The 20,047-nt window shown below is 72.3% G+C and carries 22 protein-coding genes; 11 read left to right on the forward strand and 11 right to left on the reverse strand.

Going from position 1 to position 20,047, the window contains the following annotated elements; all coding sequences use genetic code 11:
• Positions 1–88: 88 nt before the first annotated feature.
• Complete coding sequence (locus AB0B57_RS08280) at positions 89–1,594, reverse strand: glycosyltransferase family 39 protein (protein ID WP_357066683.1); 1,506 nt, start codon at positions 1,592–1,594, stop codon at positions 89–91.
• A 36-nt stretch (positions 1,595–1,630) separates the two neighbouring features.
• The gene (locus AB0B57_RS08285; protein ID WP_357066685.1) at positions 1,631–2,656 is read right to left on the reverse strand and encodes an aldo/keto reductase family protein; all 1,026 of its coding nucleotides are present in this window, start codon (positions 2,654–2,656) and stop codon (positions 1,631–1,633) included.
• Positions 2,657–2,718: 62 nt separating this feature from the next.
• Between AB0B57_RS08285 and AB0B57_RS08290 the strand changes: the two genes are divergently transcribed.
• The 5 genes from AB0B57_RS08290 (at position 2,719) to AB0B57_RS08310 (ending at position 7,349) form a co-directional block, all read left to right on the forward strand.
• The gene (locus AB0B57_RS08290; protein ID WP_357066687.1) at positions 2,719–3,630 is read left to right on the forward strand and encodes an ArsR family transcriptional regulator; all 912 of its coding nucleotides are present in this window, start codon (positions 2,719–2,721) and stop codon (positions 3,628–3,630) included.
• A 293-nt stretch (positions 3,631–3,923) separates the two neighbouring features.
• Complete coding sequence (locus tag AB0B57_RS08295) at positions 3,924–5,636, forward strand: nitrite/sulfite reductase (protein WP_357066689.1); 1,713 nt, start codon at positions 3,924–3,926, stop codon at positions 5,634–5,636.
• Positions 5,633–5,797 (forward strand): hypothetical protein, encoded by a 165-nt coding sequence (locus tag AB0B57_RS08300; RefSeq protein WP_357066691.1) that lies wholly within the window; start codon positions 5,633–5,635, stop codon positions 5,795–5,797. Before AB0B57_RS08295 ends, AB0B57_RS08300 begins: the two co-directional genes overlap by 4 nt.
• Positions 5,794–6,555: a phosphoadenylyl-sulfate reductase gene (locus AB0B57_RS08305; protein ID WP_357066693.1), complete on the forward strand. Its 762-nt coding sequence runs from the start codon at positions 5,794–5,796 to the stop codon at positions 6,553–6,555. Before AB0B57_RS08300 ends, AB0B57_RS08305 begins: the two co-directional genes overlap by 4 nt.
• Positions 6,552–7,349 carry a CbiX/SirB N-terminal domain-containing protein gene (locus AB0B57_RS08310; protein ID WP_357067199.1) on the forward strand — a complete coding sequence of 266 codons (798 nt, stop codon included), beginning with the start codon at positions 6,552–6,554 and terminating at the stop codon, positions 7,347–7,349. The genes AB0B57_RS08305 and AB0B57_RS08310 overlap by 4 nt, the downstream gene beginning before the upstream one ends.
• 70 nt (positions 7,350–7,419) lie before the next feature.
• Here AB0B57_RS08310 and AB0B57_RS08315 read toward each other — a convergent pair whose 3' ends face one another.
• Together AB0B57_RS08315 and AB0B57_RS08320 are read right to left on the reverse strand one after the other, a co-directional pair.
• Positions 7,420–7,677, reverse strand: a complete 258-nt coding sequence (locus tag AB0B57_RS08315) for a WhiB family transcriptional regulator (RefSeq protein ID WP_088950012.1) — start codon at positions 7,675–7,677, stop codon at positions 7,420–7,422.
• 449 nt (positions 7,678–8,126) lie between these two features.
• On the reverse strand, positions 8,127–9,077 hold the full coding sequence (locus tag AB0B57_RS08320) for a diacylglycerol kinase family protein (protein ID WP_357066695.1): 951 nt from the start codon (positions 9,075–9,077) through the stop codon (positions 8,127–8,129).
• Here AB0B57_RS08320 and AB0B57_RS08325 point away from each other — a divergent pair.
• A complete protein-coding gene (locus AB0B57_RS08325) occupies positions 9,076–9,510 on the forward strand; it encodes a hypothetical protein (protein WP_357066697.1) in 435 nt (144 codons plus the stop codon). The genes AB0B57_RS08320 and AB0B57_RS08325 overlap by 2 nt on opposite strands.
• A gap of 53 nt (positions 9,511–9,563) precedes the next feature.
• Here AB0B57_RS08325 and AB0B57_RS08330 read toward each other — a convergent pair whose 3' ends face one another.
• The 3 genes from AB0B57_RS08330 to sodN are packed head-to-tail and all read right to left on the reverse strand — an operon-like array spanning position 9,564 to position 10,971.
• A complete protein-coding gene (locus AB0B57_RS08330; RefSeq protein ID WP_355031264.1) occupies positions 9,564–9,971 on the reverse strand; it encodes an ATP-binding protein in 408 nt (135 codons plus the stop codon).
• Positions 9,968–10,570, reverse strand: a complete 603-nt coding sequence (locus AB0B57_RS08335; RefSeq protein ID WP_357066700.1) for a GNAT family N-acetyltransferase — start codon at positions 10,568–10,570, stop codon at positions 9,968–9,970. The genes AB0B57_RS08330 and AB0B57_RS08335 overlap by 4 nt, the downstream gene beginning before the upstream one ends.
• Positions 10,567–10,971: a superoxide dismutase, Ni gene (gene sodN, locus AB0B57_RS08340; RefSeq protein ID WP_357066702.1), complete on the reverse strand. Its 405-nt coding sequence runs from the start codon at positions 10,969–10,971 to the stop codon at positions 10,567–10,569. The genes AB0B57_RS08335 and sodN overlap by 4 nt, the downstream gene beginning before the upstream one ends.
• An 84-nt stretch (positions 10,972–11,055) precedes the next feature.
• Here sodN and AB0B57_RS08345 point away from each other — a divergent pair, with 84 nt between their 5' ends.
• From AB0B57_RS08345 to AB0B57_RS08355, 3 genes are all read left to right on the forward strand, one after another.
• Positions 11,056–11,400: a S24 family peptidase gene (locus AB0B57_RS08345; RefSeq protein ID WP_357066704.1), complete on the forward strand. Its 345-nt coding sequence runs from the start codon at positions 11,056–11,058 to the stop codon at positions 11,398–11,400.
• 148 nt (positions 11,401–11,548) lie between these two features.
• Positions 11,549–12,727: an NADP-dependent malic enzyme gene (locus AB0B57_RS08350; RefSeq protein WP_357066706.1), complete on the forward strand. Its 1,179-nt coding sequence runs from the start codon at positions 11,549–11,551 to the stop codon at positions 12,725–12,727.
• Positions 12,728–12,927: 200 nt separating this feature from the next.
• Positions 12,928–13,890 (forward strand): zinc-binding dehydrogenase, encoded by a 963-nt coding sequence (locus tag AB0B57_RS08355; RefSeq protein WP_357066708.1) that lies wholly within the window; start codon positions 12,928–12,930, stop codon positions 13,888–13,890.
• A 35-nt stretch (positions 13,891–13,925) separates the two neighbouring features.
• On the opposite strand, the gene AB0B57_RS08360 is transcribed toward AB0B57_RS08355, so the two are convergent.
• Positions 13,926–14,891 (reverse strand): chlorophyllase, encoded by a 966-nt coding sequence (locus AB0B57_RS08360; RefSeq protein ID WP_357066710.1) that lies wholly within the window; start codon positions 14,889–14,891, stop codon positions 13,926–13,928.
• 98 nt (positions 14,892–14,989) lie between these two features.
• Entirely contained in the window at positions 14,990–16,081 is a 1,092-nt protein-coding gene (locus tag AB0B57_RS08365; RefSeq protein WP_357066712.1) for an aldo/keto reductase, read from the reverse strand.
• Between the two features lie 49 nt (positions 16,082–16,130).
• On the opposite strand from AB0B57_RS08365, the gene AB0B57_RS08370 reads away from it, so the two are divergent.
• A complete protein-coding gene (locus AB0B57_RS08370; RefSeq protein WP_357066714.1) occupies positions 16,131–16,568 on the forward strand; it encodes a MerR family transcriptional regulator in 438 nt (145 codons plus the stop codon).
• A gap of 23 nt (positions 16,569–16,591) precedes the next feature.
• Positions 16,592–16,765, forward strand: a complete 174-nt coding sequence (locus AB0B57_RS08375; protein ID WP_357066716.1) for a hypothetical protein — start codon at positions 16,592–16,594, stop codon at positions 16,763–16,765.
• 60 nt (positions 16,766–16,825) lie between these two features.
• Here AB0B57_RS08375 and AB0B57_RS08380 read toward each other — a convergent pair whose 3' ends face one another.
• Both AB0B57_RS08380 and pta read right to left on the reverse strand, forming a co-directional pair.
• Positions 16,826–17,941: an acetate kinase gene (locus tag AB0B57_RS08380; RefSeq protein ID WP_357066718.1), complete on the reverse strand. Its 1,116-nt coding sequence runs from the start codon at positions 17,939–17,941 to the stop codon at positions 16,826–16,828.
• Complete coding sequence (gene pta, locus AB0B57_RS08385) at positions 17,938–20,016, reverse strand: phosphate acetyltransferase (protein WP_357066720.1); 2,079 nt, start codon at positions 20,014–20,016, stop codon at positions 17,938–17,940. Before pta ends, AB0B57_RS08380 begins: the two co-directional genes overlap by 4 nt.
• Positions 20,017–20,047 lie beyond the last annotated feature (31 nt).

Genomic DNA, 20,047 nt, shown 5'->3' on the forward strand with positions numbered 1-20,047 from the left:
GATGCCGGTGAGTCATCAAGATGACTCACCGGCATCACACTGATCGAGGCAGGTGGGCCGGGAGTCGGCCTGCCCGGTGTTGGTCGGGTCAGCGGCCGGGGCGGCTGGTCAGCAGGGCGACGGTGAGGCCGGGGCGCGGCCAGACCTGGGCGACGGTGAAGTCCGCGCGCAGGGCCTCGCCCTTGGGGCCGGTCACGGCGGACAGCGGCTCGGCGTGCCGACCGGACACAACGAGCCAGACCCGCGTCGTACCGGCCAGGCACTGCGCCGGTTGGGGGCACTCGGCGGCCCACAGGTCGCCCCGGCGGACCTCGTCCTCGGTGACCAGCACGTCGCGCGGTGGGTCGTCGAGGTGGTATTCGATGCCGAGATCGAGGAAGAGCCAGCTCTGCCGGGGGGAGTAGACCACCGCGTCGCCCGGCCGCTGGCCGTCGCCGATCACCCGGGCCGCACCCGCGTAGTCCACCGGCGCGCTGCGCGGCCACTCGTGGGTGCGCCGCAGCGCCGCCTGGTCGGGAAGGCCGAGCAGCCCGGCCAGCACCACCACGGCGAGCCCGGCCGGCACGGATACCGCGGCCACCGCCGCACCCGCCAGCAGGCAGGCGAAGGGCACCACGAAGACCAGGTACCGGGGCACCCACAGCGGTACGACCTCGCCGGCGGCGAAGAGCAGCAGCACGGGCAGCAGCACCGCGCTCACCGGCAGCACGGCACGCCGCCCGAGCCGGGCCGCACCCAGCGCGGCGACCCCGACCAGCAGGCCACCCACCACGCTGCTCTGTGCCACCCCGCCGGGCAGCGCGGTCAGGTCGTCCAGGCGGACCAGGTGGACCCAGTTGAGCTGCCGGGACCGCTGCGCGCGGGCCTTGAGCAGCAGGGGGGCGACCAGCAGCGCGACCGGCACCACGGAGACCACCCACCGCCACACCCGCCGGTCCCGCGCGGCGCCATCCTGGTCCCGGCTGGCTACGCCGGCCGTGGCCGGGCCGCGCCACCAGGCGAGCAGGACGACCAGGCCGTGCGCGGCGAGCAGGGTGAGCGCGATCAGGTGGATGAGTCCGAGAGCGGCGACGGCGGCGGCGTACCCGGCCCAGCGGGCCCAACCCGGCCGGCGCAGTGCGGCCACCAGCAGCAGGGTGGCGAGCACCGCGAGCATGGTGGCCAGCGCGTACGGGCGGGCCTCCTGCCCGTAGCGGGACGTGCCGGGCAGGACCGCGAACAGCAGCCCGGCGAACAGGCCGGTGCGCCGGTCGACGAGCCGCGCGCCGAGCACGGCGAGCAACCCGGCCGCCACGGTCATCGCCAGCACGGCCGGTACGCGCAGGGCGATCGTGGAGTCGCCGACGAGCGCGGTCCAGCCGTGCATCAGCAGGTAGTACGGCCCGGTGGCGGCGTCGATGGTGCCGGCCAGCCGGGCCAGATCCGCGGGCGATCGGCTGGCCGCGCTCCAGGTCGCCAACTCGTCCCGCCAGAGCTGGGCGGAGCCCAACCCGGTCACGGTCACCGCCAGGGTCAGCAGCGCCGGGGCGAGCCAGACCGGTACGCGGCGCAGGTGCTCCCACGCCGCCCCGGTCGACTCGGACAATCTGCCCACGGTTCGAGCCTGCCACGGCCGTGCCGTTCGTGGGCGTCAGCCGGCCGCAGGCGGTGGGCGCCAGGCGGGCGGCACGTCGTTCGGCCGGGCGGTCTTCGCCGGATCACGCTCGACGAGGTCGCCGAGCACGGTATCGATGCGCGCCATCAGCTCGTCGTCCAGCCGGACCGCGGTGGCGGCGGCCGTCTCGGCGAGCTGCGCGGGTCGGGACGCGCCGACGATCGCGCTGGCCACTGTCGGCCGGTGCAACACCCAGGCCACCGCCAACTGGGCCATCGTGCAGCCGGCGGCATCGGCGATCGGCCGGAGCTGGCGGACCCGGGAGAGCAGCAGATCCGAGGAGTAACGGGCGATGAACGACCCGCCGAAGCCGTCGGTGGCCCGGGAACCGGCGGGCGGGCGCTGGCCGGGCTCGTACTTGCCGGTCAGCACCCCCATGGCGAGCGGCGCCCAGGCGAGCAGACCCAACCCGAGTTCGGCGCTGGTGGGCACCACCTCGGCCTCTGGCACCCGCCACAGCATCGAGTACTGCGGCTGGTTGGCGATGAACGGGACGTGCAGGTCGGCGGCGAGCCGCAGGCCCGCACGCAGCTGCGCGGCGGTCCACTCGGAGGCGCCGACGTAGAGCACCTTGCCCTGGCGGACCAGGTCGGCGAAGGCGAGCATCGTCTCCTGAAGCGGCACGCTGTCGTCGTACCGGTGTGCCTGGTAGAGGTCGACGTAGTCGGTGCCCAGCCGACCCAGCGAGGCGTGGCAGCTCTCGATGATGTGCTTGCGGGACAGCCCGGAGTCGTTGGCGCCCGGCCCGACCGGCAGGTACACCTTCGTGCACAGCTCGATCGAGCTGCGCCGGACGCCGCTCAGTGCCCTGCCCAACGCCTCCTCGGCCCGCCCCTGGGCGTACCGGTCGGCGGTGTCGAAGGTGGTGATGCCCGCGTCCAGGGCGGCGGCCACGCACGCGGCCGCCGCGTCGTCGTCGAGCTGGTTGCCGTGGGTGACCCAGTTGCCGTACGCGACCGCGCTCACGCGCAGGCCCGACCGGCCGAGTTGCCTGTATTCCATTCCAGGATCCTCGGCCGGGCGCGCGCTGTCGCCGAACCGTTCGAACGTGGTCGAATCTGTCGGTGATCGAGGTTCGGTTCACGCCCGACGACCTGAGTCGCGTCCGATTCGTGCACTCGCCGCTGGCCGAGCTGGTGGCCAGTTCCTGGGCGCTGCGCAAGCCGGCGAAGTACTGGATGCACCGCCCGTGGCGGGAGCGTGCCGAGCGGCTGCTGCCCGGCGCGGGCCTGGAGCCGCTGCTGGCGGTGCTCCGGTCGTCCAACGGATACATGCCGGACTTCCTCACCCCGATCGGGGTGGCACCGAACCTGGCGGCCGAGCTGCGGGCGGTCGCGAGCACCGACCCGAGGAGGGTACGGCGGCAGCTGGACCGGGCCGGCGCGCCCCGGCTGGCCCCGGACGAGTTGGTGGCGCAGCTACACCGGTACTTCTCCCTGCTGATCGCGCCGGACTGGCCCCGGCTGCGGGCGCTCGCGCTGGCCGACATCCGGCGGCGGACGCTCCTCGCCGCGGAGCAGGGCGGGCGCACCCTGCTCCGCGGGCTGCACCCGCTGATCCGCTGGGACGGCGCGGCGCTGCGGGTCGCCGTCGGCGCCACCCGGCCGGCCGGTCCGGACGACCGCCCGTGGACGCTGCTGCCCACCTCGTTCTCCGGGCCGACGGTGCACGCGATCATGGAAGGGGACGCCGGTCCGGCCCTCTGCTATCCGCCCGCCGGTCTGGGCGGGCTGTGGGCCTCGCCGCCGCCCAGCGCCGCGCTCGGTGCGCTGCTCGGCAGCACGCGGGCGGCGGCGCTGTCCCTGCTCGACACACCGCTGAGCACCGGCGAGCTGGCCGCGATGTTGGGCCTCGCGGCGGCGACCGCGTCGCACCACCTCACCACACTGCGCGACAACGGCCTGGTCGTCGGCGTACGACAGGGGCGAGTGGTGCGCTATGCCCGAACTGTTCTCGGTGACCAACTCGTCGGCTAACCCCTGGTCCGTGATGTGGGATCCAGCACGTGGACATTGGCCGGGCCTCATGTCGTGTGGCAGCATGGTCGGCATGACCGCCGCTGTCGTCCGCCGCTTCGTGGCTCGTCGCCACGTCGATTACGGCCGCGTGCGCAGCGCGATCTGTCCGGCTTCCTGACGACGCCCGACCAATCTGTCTCGGGTGCGCTCCGCGCCGGCTGTCTCAGACACCGTTGTCCCGCCCGCTTCCGCCGGGCCGGCCGTCGCGCCCCGCCTGCTTCGAGGCACCGCAGACAACGGAGGACGCCGCGATGGCGGTCAGCAGCATCCCTGCCCGTTCCGAGGACCCGACGACCCGCCCGGCCCGGGCGCCGCGCCGGCCACGGGGTGAGGGTCAGTGGGCGCTCGGCCACCGCGAGCCCCTCAACCCCAACGAGCGGATCAAGAAGGACGACGACCCGCTCAACGTCCGGGCGCGTATCGAGAACATCTACGCGCACGGCGGCTTCGCCTCGATCGACCCGCAGGATCTGCGCGGGCGGTTCCGCTGGTGGGGCCTCTACACCCAGCGCAAGGCGGGCATCGACGGCGGGCGCACCGCCGTGCTGGAGCCGCACGAGCTGGAGGACGAGTTCTTCATGCTCCGGGTCCGCATCGACGGCGGTCAGCTCAGCCTGGCTCAGCTGCGGGTGATCGCGGACATCTCGCGGGAGTTCGGGCGGGACACCGCCGACATCACCGACCGGCAGAACATCCAGTACCACTGGATTCGGGTCGAGGACATGCCGGAGATCTGGCGCCGGTTGGAGTCGGTCGGCCTACAGACCACCGAGGCGTGCGGCGACTGCCCGCGGATCGTGCTGGGCAGCCCGGTCGCCGGGGTGGCCCGCGACGAGCTGCTCGACCCGACCCCGGCGATCGACGAGATCGTCTCCCGGTACGTGGGTGACAAGCAGTTCTCCAACCTGCCCCGCAAGTTCAAGACGTCCATCTCCTGGCTGGTGGACACCCCGTACGAGTCGAACGACATCGCCTTCCTCGGTGTCGACCACCCGGAGCACGGGCCCGGCTTCGACGTCTGGGTCGGCGGGGGTCTGTCCACCAACCCGATGCTCGCCAAGCGGCTCGGCGTCTGGGTGCCGCTGGCCGAGGTGCCGGACGTGTGGGCCGGGGTGGTCGGCATCTTCCGCGACTACGGCTACCGCCGCCTGCGCAACCGGGCCCGGCTGAAGTTCCTGGTGGCCGACTGGGGTGTGGAGCGCTTCCGCGAGGTCCTGGAGAAGGACTACCTCGGTCGTACGCTGCTCGACGGCCCGGCGCCGGTCCTGCCGTCGAAGCCGGTCGACCACGTGGGCGTGCACGAGCAGTCCGACGGGCGAAACTACGTCGGTGCCGCGCCGGTGGTGGGACGGGTCTCCGGCGGGCAGCTCGCCCAGCTGGCCGACGTGGTCGAGGCGCACGGCAGCGACCGGGTGCGGCTCACCCCGTACCAGAAGCTGCTGGTGCTCGACGTGCCGTCGGAGCGGACGGAGTCGCTTGTCGACGCGCTGCGCGGCATTGGCCTGGAGGCCCGGCCGTCAGCGTGGCGACGCGGCACGATGGCGTGCACCGGCATCGAGTACTGCAAGTTGGCAATCGTCGAGACGAAGGCCCGCGGCGAGGAGCTGGTGGCCCGGCTGGAGCAGCGGCTGCGTGACTTCGACGCGGACATCTCGATCCACATCAACGGCTGCCCCAACGCCTGCGCCCGCACCCAGGTGGCCGACATCGGGCTCAAGGGGCAGCTGGTGGTCGGTCCCGACGGCCGGCAGGTGGAGGGCTTCCAGGTGCATCTCGGCGGCGGGCTGGGCATGGCCCAGGGGCAGACGGCCGGCTTCGGTCGCAAGCTACGCGGGCTGAAGACCACCGCCGAGGAGCTTCCGGACTACGTGGAACGGCTGGCCACCCGCTACCTGGCCGGCCGGAGCGAGGGCGAGACCTTCGCCAACTGGGTGATCAGAGTCGACGAGGAGGCACTGCGGTGAGCAGCGAGAACCGAGCGGCACCTCTGTACTGCCCCTACTGCGGCGAGGAAGACCTGCGGCCGCACGAGGCGGGGCACGGCGCCTGGGAGTGCCACGCCTGCACCCGGGTCTTCTCGGTGAAGTTCACCGGGCTGCTCTCGCGGGCGGCGGTGACCCGATGAGTCTCGTCTCCGCAGCCAACCTGCGCCTGGTCGGTCCGGGTGCGACGACGAAGGCCGACCCGGCCCGCCGCGACCCGGACGAGCTGCGGGCGCTGGCCGAGCAGGCGGCTCGCGACCTGGAGGGCGCCCCGGCGCTGGAGATCGCCCGCTGGGCGGCGCAGACCTTCGGTGACCGGTTCTGCGTCACCAGCTCGATGGCCGACGCCGTGCTGGCCCACCTGGTGTCCCGGGTGGCCCCGGGTGTGGACGTGGTCTTCCTCGACACCGGCCTGCACTTCCCCGAGACGCTACGGGTCCGCGACGAGGTGGCCCGGACGCTCCCGGTGAACGTCCGGTCGATCCGTCCCCGGCTCACCGTCGGTCAGCAGGACGGCCAGTACGGCCCCCGGCTGTTCAACAAGTCGCCGGACGACTGCTGCCAGCTGCGCAAGGTGGAGCCACTGGAACGGGCGCTGACCGGGTACGACGCCTGGGCGGCGGGCCTGCGCCGGGACGAGTCGCCGACCCGGGCCAACACGCCGGTGGTGACCTTCGACGCGCGGCGCGGCAGGGTGAAGGTCAACCCGATCGCGGCGTGGTCGCAGAAGGATGTCGACGCCTACATCGCCCGCTTCAACGTGCCGGTGAACGAGCTGTTCAAGCAGGGGTACGGGTCGATCGGCTGCTGGCCGTGCACCCGGCGGACCAAGGCCGGCGAGGACGCTCGCGCCGGCCGGTGGGCCATGTTCGAGAAGACCGAGTGCGGGCTGCACGTCTGACCTCGCCGGCGACGGCCCCGACCGGCCCAGGGGCGGCCGGCGGGGCGGACCCGGTGGTGCTCGTCGCACACGGCAGTCGGGATCCGCGAGCGGCCGACGCCACCCGGGCACTGGCCCGGGCCGTGTCGGCGGCCCGGCCGGGCACCCCGGTGTCGGCGAGCTGGCTGGACCACACCGAGCCGGGGCCGACCGAGGTGCTGCGGGGGCTGGCGGCGGCCGGTCACCCGCGGGCGGTCCTGGTGCCGCTCCTGCTGACCGCCGCGTACCACCATCGGGTCGACATTCCGGCGGCGGTCACCGCGGCGGTGCGGGCCGGGTCACCGCTGGCGGTACGCGTGACCGACGTGCTCGGCCCGGCGGACGGGACTGTCGACCCGGGGCTGATGGCGGGGCTGCGCCGTCGGCTCGCGGAGGCGCGGCCGGGCCGCTTCGACGCGCTGGTGTTGGCGGCGGCGGGCACCAGGGACGCGCGGGCACGCCGCTCGGTGGGCCAGGTCGCGGACGCGCTCGGCGCGGAGTTCGGGGTGCCCTGCCGGGTGGCGTACGCCTCGGCGGCTCCACCGGCGGCCGGCGTGGCGGTGTCCCGGCTGCGGGCGGCCGGCGCACGGCGGGTCGCGGTGGCCGGGTACTTCCTGGCGCCGGGTTTGTTCCACGACGGGGTGACCGAGGCGGCTCGGGCGGCCGGTGCGGTGGCGGTGTCCGCCCCGTTGACCGACGCGCCGGAGCTGGTCGAGATGGTGCTGCGCCGGGTCGACGACGGGTCGTCCGGCCGTCTCATGGCGCCGGCGGGCTGAAAACCGGTACCGGACAGCGGTACGCCCCGGTGGGCGAACCCACCGGGGCGTACAGCGGTGTCGTTGGGGATCAGGCGGAGTGAGCGCGCAGCACGCGGAGGCCGCCGCGCCGCTTGACGGCCCGCCGTTCCTCTTCGCTCATCCCGCCCCAGACGCCGGCGTCCTGACCTGACTCGAGCGCCCACTGCAGGCACTGGTCGGTCACGGAGCAGCGCCTGCAGACGGCCTTTGCCTGCTCGACCTGCAGCAGAGCCGGTCCAGACGTCCCGATCGGGAAGAACAGCTCCGGGTCCTCGTCGCGGCAGACACTATGGTGACGCCAGTCCATGGCGGCAACACTCCTCATTCTGGATGGGTGGCGAACAATTGCTTGTCGTGCGTTTCCTATATGCATCCGCAGTGCCGATGGTGACAGTTAGCGTTCGTCCATTCGGCAGTGCGTGAGCAGGCGTTCAGCGCCGGGGACCTGCTGGAACAGCTCAACCTGACGAGCATATCCAGGCAATGTCCCGGTAACTCAAGTCCGCTTGTGAATACTTTCACGAACGCTCGTGATGTCAAGGGTGACGCTCGGAAAAACTCCGGGCGGTGAGCAAGCCCACAGCCCCTTTGTCCGGTTTTCGGGGCCTTCCCGATTACCCGCCGTGCCACAGTCGAGGATCAATATAGTACAGTCCGCGTGACATTGCTGACATTTCCGGCACCTGCCCCTCGGTGTGGCGGTGACCCGTCGATGCGGTTGTGGCCACCGTGTCGACCTAGGGCAGTACCCGAGACCTAGCAGATTACTCTCAGTGCGGCGGGAACGGAGGTGAATCTGACTTTCTCCCGCTCGCCGAGATAGTCCCCGTCCAGCTGAAACGCCTGCGGACGGCTGGAGAGCAGGGTGAACTCCGGCGTGTCATGGAGTCGTAACACCTGCCGACCGCGCGGATCCGGCTGCCGGGAGAAGAATTGCGTCACTGTCCGTGTTGTGCTAGCCACCCGGAGCTGACGCAACGCCAGCACATCCAGCCCGAGATCGAACGACGCGGCCGGGTTCGGGTTGACCTCCCGGTCGCCCAGGTACGTCCACGGCGCCGTGTTCTGGATGATGACGGTGGCCAGCTCGGCCTCGGCCGCCTCGCCCGGACGCTCCAGGGTGATCGCCGGGTGCCGCCGGTCCGAGGCGAGGAAGTACTGGTTCATGATCGAACGCAGATAGAGCGTCGGCGTGGACACCCGACCCTTCCGCCGGGCCTGCTCCACCCGGTGGATGACCGCGGCGTCCAGGCCGAACCCGGCGCAGAAGGTGAAGTAGCGGTCGTCCGCGCGGCCCAGCCCGACCGTTCGGCTCCGGCCCAGCCGCAACCCTTCGAGGATCATGCTGGTCGCCTCCGGCCACTCCCGGGGCAGGCCCAGCGCACGGGCGAACACGTTCGTCGAGCCACCCGGCACGGTCGCCAGCGCGGGCAGCCGCTCGGCCATCGGCGCGTCATCGGCGCGGGACGGCGGGTCGGCCGTCATCAGGCCGTTCACCACCTCGTTCACGGTGCCGTCGCCACCGAGGGTGACAACGAGGTCGACACCCTCCGCGGCGGCCTCCCGCGCCAACGCCATGGCGTGCCCACGCCGGCGGGTGTAGCGCACGCTGAGGTCGACTTCGCTGCGCAGCGCCCGGACAAGCACGTCCCGGCTGCGTTCGCTGGTGGTGGTGGCCTTTGGATTGACCACCAGGACGGCCCGCATGGGCGGCACTGTACCTCTCGGTAGCCCGGGTATCGTGGCGCGCGTGACCATCGACTCGGCCCCGTTTCCCGTCACGCTCCGCTGGGCGGTGCGGCTGCTGTGGGCGGAGGCGGCCGCCGTCGGGCTGATCGCGGCATGGCTGGTCTGGGCCGACCTCACGGCCACCACCACCGACCTGGCGTCGGCGTTGCTGGTGACCGCGTTCGCCATCGGGGCCGCCGTCGTGCTCTGGGCGCTGGGCCGGGCGCTGTCGCGCCGAAAGGCCGGCGCCCGCGCGCCCGCGATCGTGCTTCAGCTGATGCTGCTGCCGATCGGGTGGTTCATGATCCAGGGTGGGCTGGGCTGGCTGGGCGTGCCGCTGATGGCGCTCGGTCTGGGCGTGGGCTGGCTGCTGGTCAGCCCACCGACGACCCGGGCGCTCGGCTTCGAGTGACCAGGCCGGCGTGCGCCGGGCGGCCTGAGTCGGGCCGGCGTGCGCCGAGCCGGTCAGTAGCCGCCGGAGCGGCGGGTCAGCAACGCGATCGTGGCCCGACCGTCGACGGCCGTGGCGGACGCCGACGTGGTCAACGCGGTGAGCACCTTCCAGGCGAAGGACGACTCGGCGGGCAGCGTGGCTCCGCGCACGGTCGGCACCGTCACCTCGACTGTCAACGCGTCCTCGGTGACCGCGAAGCGGCACTCCAACTCGGCGTCGCGGGTGGCGATGGCGAGCAGCATCGCGCACGCCTCGTCGACCGCGATCCGCAGATCCTCGATCTCGTCGAGCGCGAACTGCAACCGGGCCGCGAGACCGGCGGTGGCGGTGCGGAGCACGCCGAGGTAACCGCCGTCGGCAGGCACCGTGAGGTGCACCACGTCGTCGTCGGTCGCTGGCTGGCCAGTCAGTTGAGTCACGCCTCATCCCCCCGGTCGGGGACTCTACCCGGTCGGTCGCCCGTGCGCGTGTCAGCGGTGGCGGCATGGTCGGCCAGTTCGCGCAGCGCGTCGCCACCGAGCCGATAGGGCACCCACTCGCTCATCGGCTGCGCGCCGATCGAGGCGTAGAAACCGGCGGCCGGGTTCCAGTTGATCATCCACCACTCCAGTCGCCGGTAGCCGCGTCGTACGCAGATCTCGGCCAGGGTGGCGAGCAGCAGCCGACCCGCCCCGGTGCCCCGGGCGGCCGGCCGCACGTAGAGGTCCTCCAGGTAGATGCCGTGCACGCCGGCCCAGGTGGAGAAGTTGAGGAACCACAACGCGAAGCCGATCGGCTCGTCCTGCTCATCGACCGCGACGTGACCGAAGAGCGCCGGAGCCGGCGCGGGGCTGGACGCGTCCGAGGCCGCGCCGCTGTCCGGAGCGGCCGGGAACAGGGCCGAGGTCAACTGCTCCGCGGTGAGGTGGCACTGGTCGGGGGCCCGCTCGTACTCCGCCAACTCGTGCACCATGGCGACGACGGCCGGCACGTCCTCGGGACGTGCCGGCCGGATCGTCGGAGTGACCGATGGGGTCACGCCTTCTTGGTCTCCCAGAAGATCTTCGAGATCTCGTCGATCTTCGCGAGCAGCTTGTCGGCGGTGGCCGGGTCGAGGCTGCCCTTGACGCCACCGGCGCCGGCGAGCTTGGTGGCCTCGTTGAACAGGCTGTGCAGGTTCGGGTACTTCTCGAAGTGCGGCGGCTTGAAGTAGTCGGTCCACAGCACCCACAGGTGGTGCTTGACCAGTTCGGCGCGCTGCTCCTTGATGATGATGGCGCGGGTGCGGAACTCCGGGTCGGTGTTCGCCTGGTACTTCTCGCAGATCATTTTGACCGATTCGGCCTCGATCCGGGCCTGGGCCGGGTCGTAGACGCCGCACGGTAGGTCGCAGTGAGCGCTCGCGGTGACGCGGGGCGCAAGGATGCGCAGAAATCGCATCGGGATCCTCCATGGGAAGTTTGCGATGATCAAAGGCGACATTACTCCTGGGGATGCTCCCCTCACCGGGTGGAGGTGAAACCAATGGGCACCGATCACCCGGCGGAGGCGGCGCGGCTGCGCGGGCCGGTGACCGCCGTTCTGGTGGTTGGCCCGTCCATGGCACCCACCCTGCGGCACGGCGACTCGGTCCTGGTCCGCCCCGGTGACCACCGGATCCGACCCGGGGACGTGGTGGTCGCGGTCTTCCGGAGTCGTCCCGACCTGCTGGTGGTGAAGCGGGCGGTCCGGAAACAGGACGGCGGCTGGTGGCTGCGCGGGGACAACGACCTGGTCACCGACGACTCCCGGGCGTACGGGGTGGCGGACGTGCGGGGGCGGGTGGTGGTCCGCTACTGGCCACGCCCCGGCCGGGTGCGCCGTCGTTAGATATGACCCTGCTCACACCCGGGGGGTAGGGCCGGCACTATGCTTGGAAGTGACCGGGTGACCCCCTGCACCGCGCGCCATCGCTCGCCGCCCACCTCGCGGCCGGCTGGCCCGCTCCGTCTGCTCGACAGATCCTGGAGTCACCACCATGTCTTCGTCCACCATGGACCCCGCTGATCCCGTCTTCCTGCTGCACCGTGGCGGCAAGATGGCCGTCACCTCGACCGTGCCGCTCACCAGCAGGGAAGATCTCTCCCTGGCGTACACCCCGGGGGTGGCGCGGGTGTGTGAGGCGATCGCCGCCGATCCCGCCCTGGTGGACGACTACACCTGGGTGTCGCACACCGTCGCGGTGGTCACCGACGGCTCGGCGGTCCTCGGGCTCGGCAACATCGGCCCGCGCGCCGCGCTGCCGGTGATGGAGGGCAAGGCGGTGCTGTTCAAGCAGTTCGGCGGGGTGGACGCCGTGCCGGTCTGCCTGGACACCCAGGACGCGGACGAGATCGTCGCCGTGGTCCGGGCGCTGGCCCCCTCGTTCGGTGGGATCAACCTGGAGGACATCAGCGCGCCGCGCTGCTTCGAGATCGAGCGCCGGCTCGACGAGGCGCTGGACATCCCGGTCTTCCACGACGACCAGCACGGCACCGCGATCGTGGTGCTCGCCGCGCTGCGCAACGCCGCCACCCTGCTCGACCGCAAGCTCGGTGACCTGCGGGTGGCGGTGAGCGGCGCGGGCGCGGCCGGGGTGGCCGTGACGAAGATGCTGATCGCCGGGGGCGTCAACCCCGACCAGGTGGTGGTCTGCGACTCCAAGGGGATCATCGGCCGGCACCGCACCGAGCTGACCGGCACCAAGGCCGAGCTGGCGGCGAACACCAACGCCGACGGCCGCCACGGCGACATCACCGAGGCGCTGCGCGATGCGGACGTGCTGATCGGGGTCTCCGGCGGGCAGATCCCCGAGGCGGCGGTGGCCGGGATGGCCCCCGGCGGGATCGTGTTCGCGCTGGCCAACCCGACCCCGGAGGTGCACCCCGAGGTGGCCGCCCGGCACGTCGCGGTGGTCGCCACCGGGCGCAGTGACTACCCCAACCAGATCAACAACGTGTTGGCCTTTCCGGGTGTGTTCCGCGGCGCGCTGGACGCCGGTGCGACCCGGATCACCGAGGCGATGAAGGTCGCCGCCGCGGACGCCATCGCCGGTGTGGTGGCCGAGTCGCTGACCGCCGACGCGATCGTTCCCTCGCCGCTGGACCCGCGCGTCGCGCCGGCCGTCGCCGAGGCGGTCGCCGAAGCCGCCCGCCGCGACGGCGTCGCCCGCCGCTAGGCGCGGCCTGTGCGCACGCCTGGGCCGGGGGTGTTCCGGCGCGGCATGCGCCGCCGGTCTGTGCGCACGCGTGGGCCGGGGGCGCTCCGGCGCGGCATGCGCAGCCGGTCTGCGTGCACGCGTGGGCCGGGGGCGCTCCGGCGCAGCATGCGCCGCCGGTCTGCGTGCACGGCTTCTTAACGGGCGCTCAGCTTGTTACCGTGCCGATCATGCGTGCTGCCTTTGCCTCCCGCTTCGACGACGCCGACCCGCTCGCCGCGCTCACCGTCGGTGAGCGGCCCGAGCCGACCCAGCCGGCCGACGACTGGGTGACCGTGCAGGTGCGAGCCACCTCGCTCAACCACCACGACCTCTGGTCGCTGCGCGGGGTGGGGCTCGCCGAGGCCCAGCTGCCCATGATCCTCGGCTGCGACGCGGTCGGGCTGGACCCGGAGGGCCGCCCGGTGGTCGTGTACCCGGTGGTGGTCACTCGGGGTGACCCGCGCGGGGTCTCCATCCTCTCCGAGCACTTCGCCGGGACGCTCGCCGAGCGGGTCGCCGTACCCCGGTCGAATCTGATCCCGCTGCCCGACGGCATGGCGGCGACCGACGCGGCGTGCCTGCCCACGGCCTGGCTGACGGCCTGGCGGATGCTGACCACCAAGGGCCGCGTCGCGGACGCCGACAGCGTGCTGGTCCAGGGCGCGGGCGGTGGCGTCGCCACCGCGGCCGTCGCGCTCGCCGTCGCGATGGGCAAGCGGGTGTACGCGACCAGCCGCGACGCCGCCAAGCGGGACCGGATCTCGGCCCTCGGCGCCACCGCCGTGGAACCCGGTGCCCGGCTGCCGGAACGGGTCGACGTGGTGATCGAGACGGTCGGCGCGGCCACCTTCGACCACTCGCTGAAGTCGGCCGCGCCGATGGCCCGGATCGTGGTCTCCGGGGCGACCGCCGGGCACGAGCCGACGGTCAACCTGCGTCGGGTCTTCGCGATGCAGTTGGAGATCCTGGGCACCTCGATGGGTACGCCGGGCGAGTTGTACGAGCTGCTGGCGTTCTGCTCCGAGAACGAGGTGCGCCCGGTGGTGGACAGCGTCGTCCCGTTCAGCCAGGTCGAGAACGCCTTCGCCCGCCTGCACTCCGGCGACGCCTTCGGCAAGGTCGTCATCGACCACACCGCCTAAAGCCCCCCCGCCCCCGGGGGCTGGCGCGGGGCGGGTTACAGGTGGTCGTCGAGGGTGGCTATGTCGCCGCGGGTGGCGTCGGTGGCGATGCGCTTCTTGGCCGCCGGGTCGCCGTAGAGCGACCAGCGCAGGAACTCGACAGTCGTGTCCGAGACGACTCGCAGCGCGGCCTTGTCCTTGAGCATCGTCCGCCCGTGGTCGCCCCTGGGCAGGCTCAGCATCGCCTTGGGCCAGGGCACCTTGTCGTACGCCGCCTTGCCCGCCGCGTAGTCGACCACCTCGTCCAACTCGCCGTGCACGAACAGTTGCGGCGCGGACGCGCCGGCGAACGCGGTGCCCACGCCGAGGGCCGTGCCGGCGAACACCACTCCCGCGTCCAGCCGCTTGTCCCGGCTGGCGGTGAAGAGGCCGATGGTGGTCACCCCGCCCGCCGAGTGCCCGGCCGCGGCGACCCGCTCGCCGTCCACCCGGCCGCGCAACGAGTCGCCGGCCGTGCCGTCCAGCGCCAACACCTGATCCAGCGCGTACGACACGTCGGCCGGCTGGTTGAGCACGTCGAGGACGTTGTTGTCGCCGCCGGAAGAGGTGTGCGGGAACGTCGGCGCGGCCACCACGAAACCCGCCGCCGCCCACCGGGTCAGCAGCGTGGCGTAGTCGTCCGGCCGCCCGCCCAGCCCGTGGCTGAACATCACCACCGGAAACCGGCCCTCGGCCGCCGTCGCGGACCGTCTGGCCGCGCCGCCGGATTCCCCGGCCGCCGGGTACCAGAGCGTCGTCGGCAGCGCCCGGCCGTCCCGGTTCAGCTTCAGTTGGCGTACGCCGACCGCGAAGCTGCGTTGCGGGGCCTTGCCAGCGGGAACCTTCGGAGTTGGTGTGGCGGCGGGCGGTCGTTCGACGGGTGCCTGCCGGTCCTCGTTCTTCCGGGCGTCCGCGGAGCAGCCGACGAGACCGGCCAGCAACACGGTGCCGGCCAGCAGTGCCGGGGTGACGCGACGGGACATGAATCCGATTGTGCCTCGCCCACCGGACCTGCCCGGTGCGTTCTGGCGCGGTGTGTCCATTCGATCACCCGACGTCGCACGGCCGGCACCGGGCGTACTCAGGCCGCGGCGCGTTCGGCGAGTGGGCGCCGCCGCCGTGTGGTGTCGGTCAGTGCGCGGAGTGGGAAGGCGGCGTTGGGGTTGTACCTGTTCGTCCCGGGCGGCACGATCTCGTCGATCCGGTCGAGGGTCGCGTCGTCCAGGGTGAGCGTGGCGCCCGCGAGCAGATCCTCCAGTTGCGGCAGGGTGCGCGGTCCGATGATCGCCGAGGTGACGGCCGGGTGGGCAACGGTGAAGGCGATGGCCAACTGCGGAAGCGTGCAGCCGAGACTGGCCGCGAGGTCGACGAGCTGCTCGACGGCGTCGAGCTTGGCGGCGTTCTCGGCGATCGTGGGGTCGAACTGTGCCGGCCGCAGGGCGGCCCGCCCGGTCGTCAGGTCGACGGGCTGGTCCCTGCGGTACCTCCCGCTGAGGAACCCGAAGGCGAGCGGGCTCCAGACCAGCACTCCCATCCCGTAGCGCTGGCAGACCGGGAGGGTCGAGGCCTCCACCCCGCGGGCCAGGATCGAGTACGGCGGCTGCTCGGTGCGCAGCCGTCCGAGGCCGCGACGCTCGGACACCTGGTGCGCCTCGACGATCTCCTCGGCCGGGAACGTCGAGCAGCCGAAGGCGCGGATCTTTCCGTCGCGGACGAGGTCGGTGAGCACCGAGAGCGTCTCCTCGATGTCGGTCGCGGGGTCGGGACGGTGGATCTGGTAGAGGTCGATCCAGTCGGTGTTCAGACGCCGCAGGCTGCCCTCGACCGCCTTCAGGATCCACCGCCGCGAGTTGCCGCCCTGGTTGGGGCCCTCGCCCATCGGAAAGTGCACCTTGGTGGCCAGTACGACGTCGTCGCGGCGCCCCCGCAGCGCCGTGCCGACGATCTCCTCGGACTCACCCCGGCCGTACATGTCGGCGGTGTCGACCATGTTGATGCCCTGGTCGAGCGCGGTGTGGATGATCCGGGCGCAGTCGTCGTGGTCGGGGTTTCCGACGGCACCGAACATCATGGTCCCGAGGCAGTGGGTGCTCACCTCGATGCCGGTGCCGCCGAGAGTGCGATAGCGCATGTCGATGTTCTCCTCGGTGCTCCAGTAGTGATCACCTGGCACCGTAGGAGCTGGAGTCGGCTCTAGGTCAACCCTCGTTACCCTGCTCGGCATGGTTGAGGTCACCGAGACGCTGAGCATCGGACAGGTTGCCGAACGCACCGGTCTGAGCGTGCACACCCTCCGCTTCTACGAGCAGGAGGGCATCTTCGTCAGCCCGGTCCGCCGTGGCTCCACCGGACGTCGTCTCTACAGCCAGGACGACGTGGACTGGCTGACCGTCTGCGTCATCCTCCGCGCCTCCGGCATGCCACTGCCGGCGCTGCGCCGCTACACCGAACTCGTTCGTGCGGGCGCGGGCAACGAGGAGGAACGACTCGCGCTCATGCGTGAGCACCACGGGCGCGTCACGGACCAGATCGACAGGCTCACCCAGAGCCTGGATCTGATCACCTTCAAGGTCGGGGTGTACGAGGACCTGCTCGACAAGGCCCGGCCCGCGGTCGGGCCAGGTCGTCCGCGTCAGTGGGCCGGGGGCGATGCCGGGTGACCAGCTTCGCTAGGGTCACCGACATGCCTGAGAACTACACGGACCCCAGCGGCAACACCGAGGCGTTCCGCGCCTTCAACCAGACGCCGGAGACTGCGGCGCCGACGGAGACCCCGTCCCGCCTGCCGCTCATCATCGGTGCGGCAGTGGTCGTCGTGGTGCTGGTGGCACTCGTCGCCTGGCTGGCGACCGGCTGATCGAGTCGCACCGACTCACGCGCACCCTCGGGCTTCCCGGGGGTGCGCGCCTGCGTGGCGTCAGGCCGCCCCGACCACGTCCCGGGTCTGCCGGGCGATCTCCCGCTCCTCGTCGGTCCGGATGACACACACGCTCACCTCGGCGCCCTCGGGCGAGATCAACCGGTCGCCCGCGCCGTCGTTACGGGCGTCGTCCACGGTGATGCCGAGCCGGCCCAGGCCGGCCAGCGCGGCAGCCCGCACCGGCGCGGCGTTCTCGCCGACCCCGGCGGTGAAGGCGATCGCGTCGACGTGGCCGAGCAGCGCGTAGTACGCCCCGACGTACTCGGTGATCCGCCGGCAGTACACGTCGAAGGCCAGTGCCGCCGCCCGGTCACCGGCCGCCCGACGTTCGAGCACCTCACGCATGTCGTTGGCGCCGGTCAGCCCCAACAGGCCGCTGCGGTGGTTGAGCAGGTCGTCGATGTCGTCCACGGACAGCCCACCCTCCCGGCGCAGGTGGAAGATCACGGTCGGGTCCACGTCGCCGCTGCGGGTGCCCATCACCAGCCCCTGCAACGGGGACATGCCCATCGAGGTGGCGACGCTGCGACCGTTCGCCACCGCGCACGCGCTGGCCCCGTTGCCCAGGTGCAGGGTGATCGTGTTGACCCGCTCGTACGGGCGGCCCAACAGCTCGGCGGTACGCCGGGACACGTACGCGTGCGAGGTGCCGTGGAAGCCGTACCGGCGGATGTCGTACCGCTCGGCGGTGTCCCGGTCGATCGCGTACGTCGCGGCGGCCTCCGGCAGGGTGTGGTGGAACGCGGTGTCGAAGACGGCGACCTGCGCGACGTCCGGCAGCGCCGCGCGGGCCACCTCGATGCCGGCCAGGTTCGCCGGGTTGTGCAGCGGGGCGAGCGGCACCAGATCCTTGATCGCGGCCAGCACCTCGTCGTCGACGAGCACCGGTGCGGCGAACCTCCGGCCGCCGTGCACCACCCGGTGCCCCACCGCGGTCAGCCCGGTCAGGTCCAGACCGTCCAGGATCTGCCGGACCGCACCGGCGTGGTCCGCCGGGCCGCCGCCGGGCTCACCGACCCGCTCGACGGTGCCGTGGTCGAGCACCCGGTCCCCGTCGTAGTGGCGCCACTTCACCGACGACGACCCGCAGTTCAGCACCAGCACCCGACTCACGAGGGCTCCTCCGTTGCCGCCTGGATGGCGGTGATCGCCACCGTGTTGACGATGTCCGGCACTCCCGCGCCGCGGGACAGGTCGTTCACCGGCCGGCGTAGGCCCTGCATGACCGGGCCGACGGCGACCGCCCCGGCGGAGCGCTGCACCGCCTTGTACGTGTTGTTGCCCGTGTTCAGGTCCGGAAAGATGAAGACGGTGGCCTGACCGGCGACCGGGCTGCCGGGCAGCTTCGTCGCCGCCACCGCGGGGTCGATCGCCGCGTCGTACTGGATCGGCCCCTCCACCAGCAGGTCGGGCCGGCGCTCCCGGACCAGGGCGGTGGCCATGGCGACCTTCTCCACGTCCGCGCCCGCGCCGGAGCTGCCGGTGGAGTACGACAGCATGGCCACCCGGGGTTCGATGCCGAACCGGGCGGCGGTGTCGGCCGACGAGATCGCGATGTCGGCGAGCTGGGGGGCGTCCGGGTCGCGGTTGACCGCGCAGTCGCCGTAGACCAGCACCCGGTCGGCGAGCAGCATGAAGAAGACGCTGGACGCCACCGACACGTTCGGCACGGTACGGATGACCTCGAACGCCGGTCGGATCGTCGCGGCGGTGGTGTGCGTCGCGCCGGAGACCATGCCGTCGGCCCGGCCGGTCGCCACCATCAGCGTGCCGAAGTAGTTGGGCTGGGCCACGATGTCGTACGCCAACTCGGCGCTGACACCCCGGTGGGCGCGCAGCCGCGCGTACTCGGCGGCGAAGTCGTCGCGCCACCCGCTGGTGACCGGGTCGACGACGTTCGCGTCACCGAGGTCGATGCCCAGCTCGCGGGTGCGTCGGGTGATGTCGTCCGGCCGGCCGAGCAGGGTCAACTCGGCGACGCCCCGGCGCAGCAGGATCTCGGCCGCGCGCAGGATCCGCTCGTCGGCGCCCTCCGGCAGCACCAGGTGCCGCGGCTTCGACCGGGCCCGGTCGATCAGTTCGTTCTCGAACATCAGCGGGGTCACCCGCGTCGACCGGCTGACCCGCAGCCGGCGGGCCAGGTCGTCGGTGTCCACGCAACGCTCGAACGCCCCCAGCGCCGCCTCCACCTTGCGCGGGTTCGCCGTGCTGGGCCGGCCCTCGATCCGACTGGACGCGGCCACGGTGTCGTAGCTGTCGCTACCTACGGAGAGCACCGCCAGCCCGGTGTTCAGGCCCTCCACCAGCCGCATGACCCTGGGGTCGGGCTGAACGCCGAGGGTGAGCACCAGCCCGGCCACCGACACCTGCCCGGCCACGTGCGCGGCACTCGCGGCCACCAGCAGGTCGGCCCGGTCTCCGGGGGTGATCACCAGGGCGCCCTCGGTGAGGTGGCCCAGCAGCGTCGGCACATGCGCCGCGCCGACCACGAAGTCCAGGACGTCCCGACCGAGCGCCGCGTCGTCCCCGGCCAGCAGGGTGGCGCCGAGCGCCGCCGCCACCTCGGCCACCGTCGGCGCCGACACGCTCGGCACCTCCGGGATGGCGTACGCGGGGACCGGCAGGTCCGGCAGCGTCATCGGCTCGGTGACCCGGTTGGCGATCACCGCGAGCACCGTCGCGCCCAGGTCGGCCAGATCGTGGTACGCCCCGCGCACAGCCGCCGCCACCGCCGACGGCTCCTGCCCGAAGCCGTCCACCACCGGCACCACGACGCTGCCGAACTCGGTGGCCAGCCGGGCGTTGAAGGCCAACTCCCGAGGGTGGGCCGGGTCGCCCGGGTCGTCGAAGTCGCTGCCCACCACGACCACCGCCGGGCACTGCCGCTCCACCGCCCGGTACCGCTCGACGACCGTGGAGATCAGCTCCTCGCGCCGGCCGTCGGCGACAAGCGCCGCAGCCTGGGAGTAGGTCGCCCCGGCCAGCTCGGCAAGCGGCAGCTCGACCCGGTACCGCTCGCTGAGCAGGGCGAGGATCGGGTCCTGCCCGGTGTCGGAGACCAACGGCCGGAACACCCCGATCCGCCCCACCTGACGGGACAACAACTCCGCCAGTCCGAGGGCAACCGTCGACTTCCCCCCACCGGACCCCACGCTGGTCAGATACACACTGCGAGCCACAGCCCCCACCCTAAAAGATCGCAAACCCCAAAACCCCACC

The organism is Micromonospora sp. NPDC049101 (genome assembly GCF_040648675.1).
Taxonomy (GTDB): domain Bacteria; phylum Actinomycetota; class Actinomycetes; order Mycobacteriales; family Micromonosporaceae; genus Micromonospora.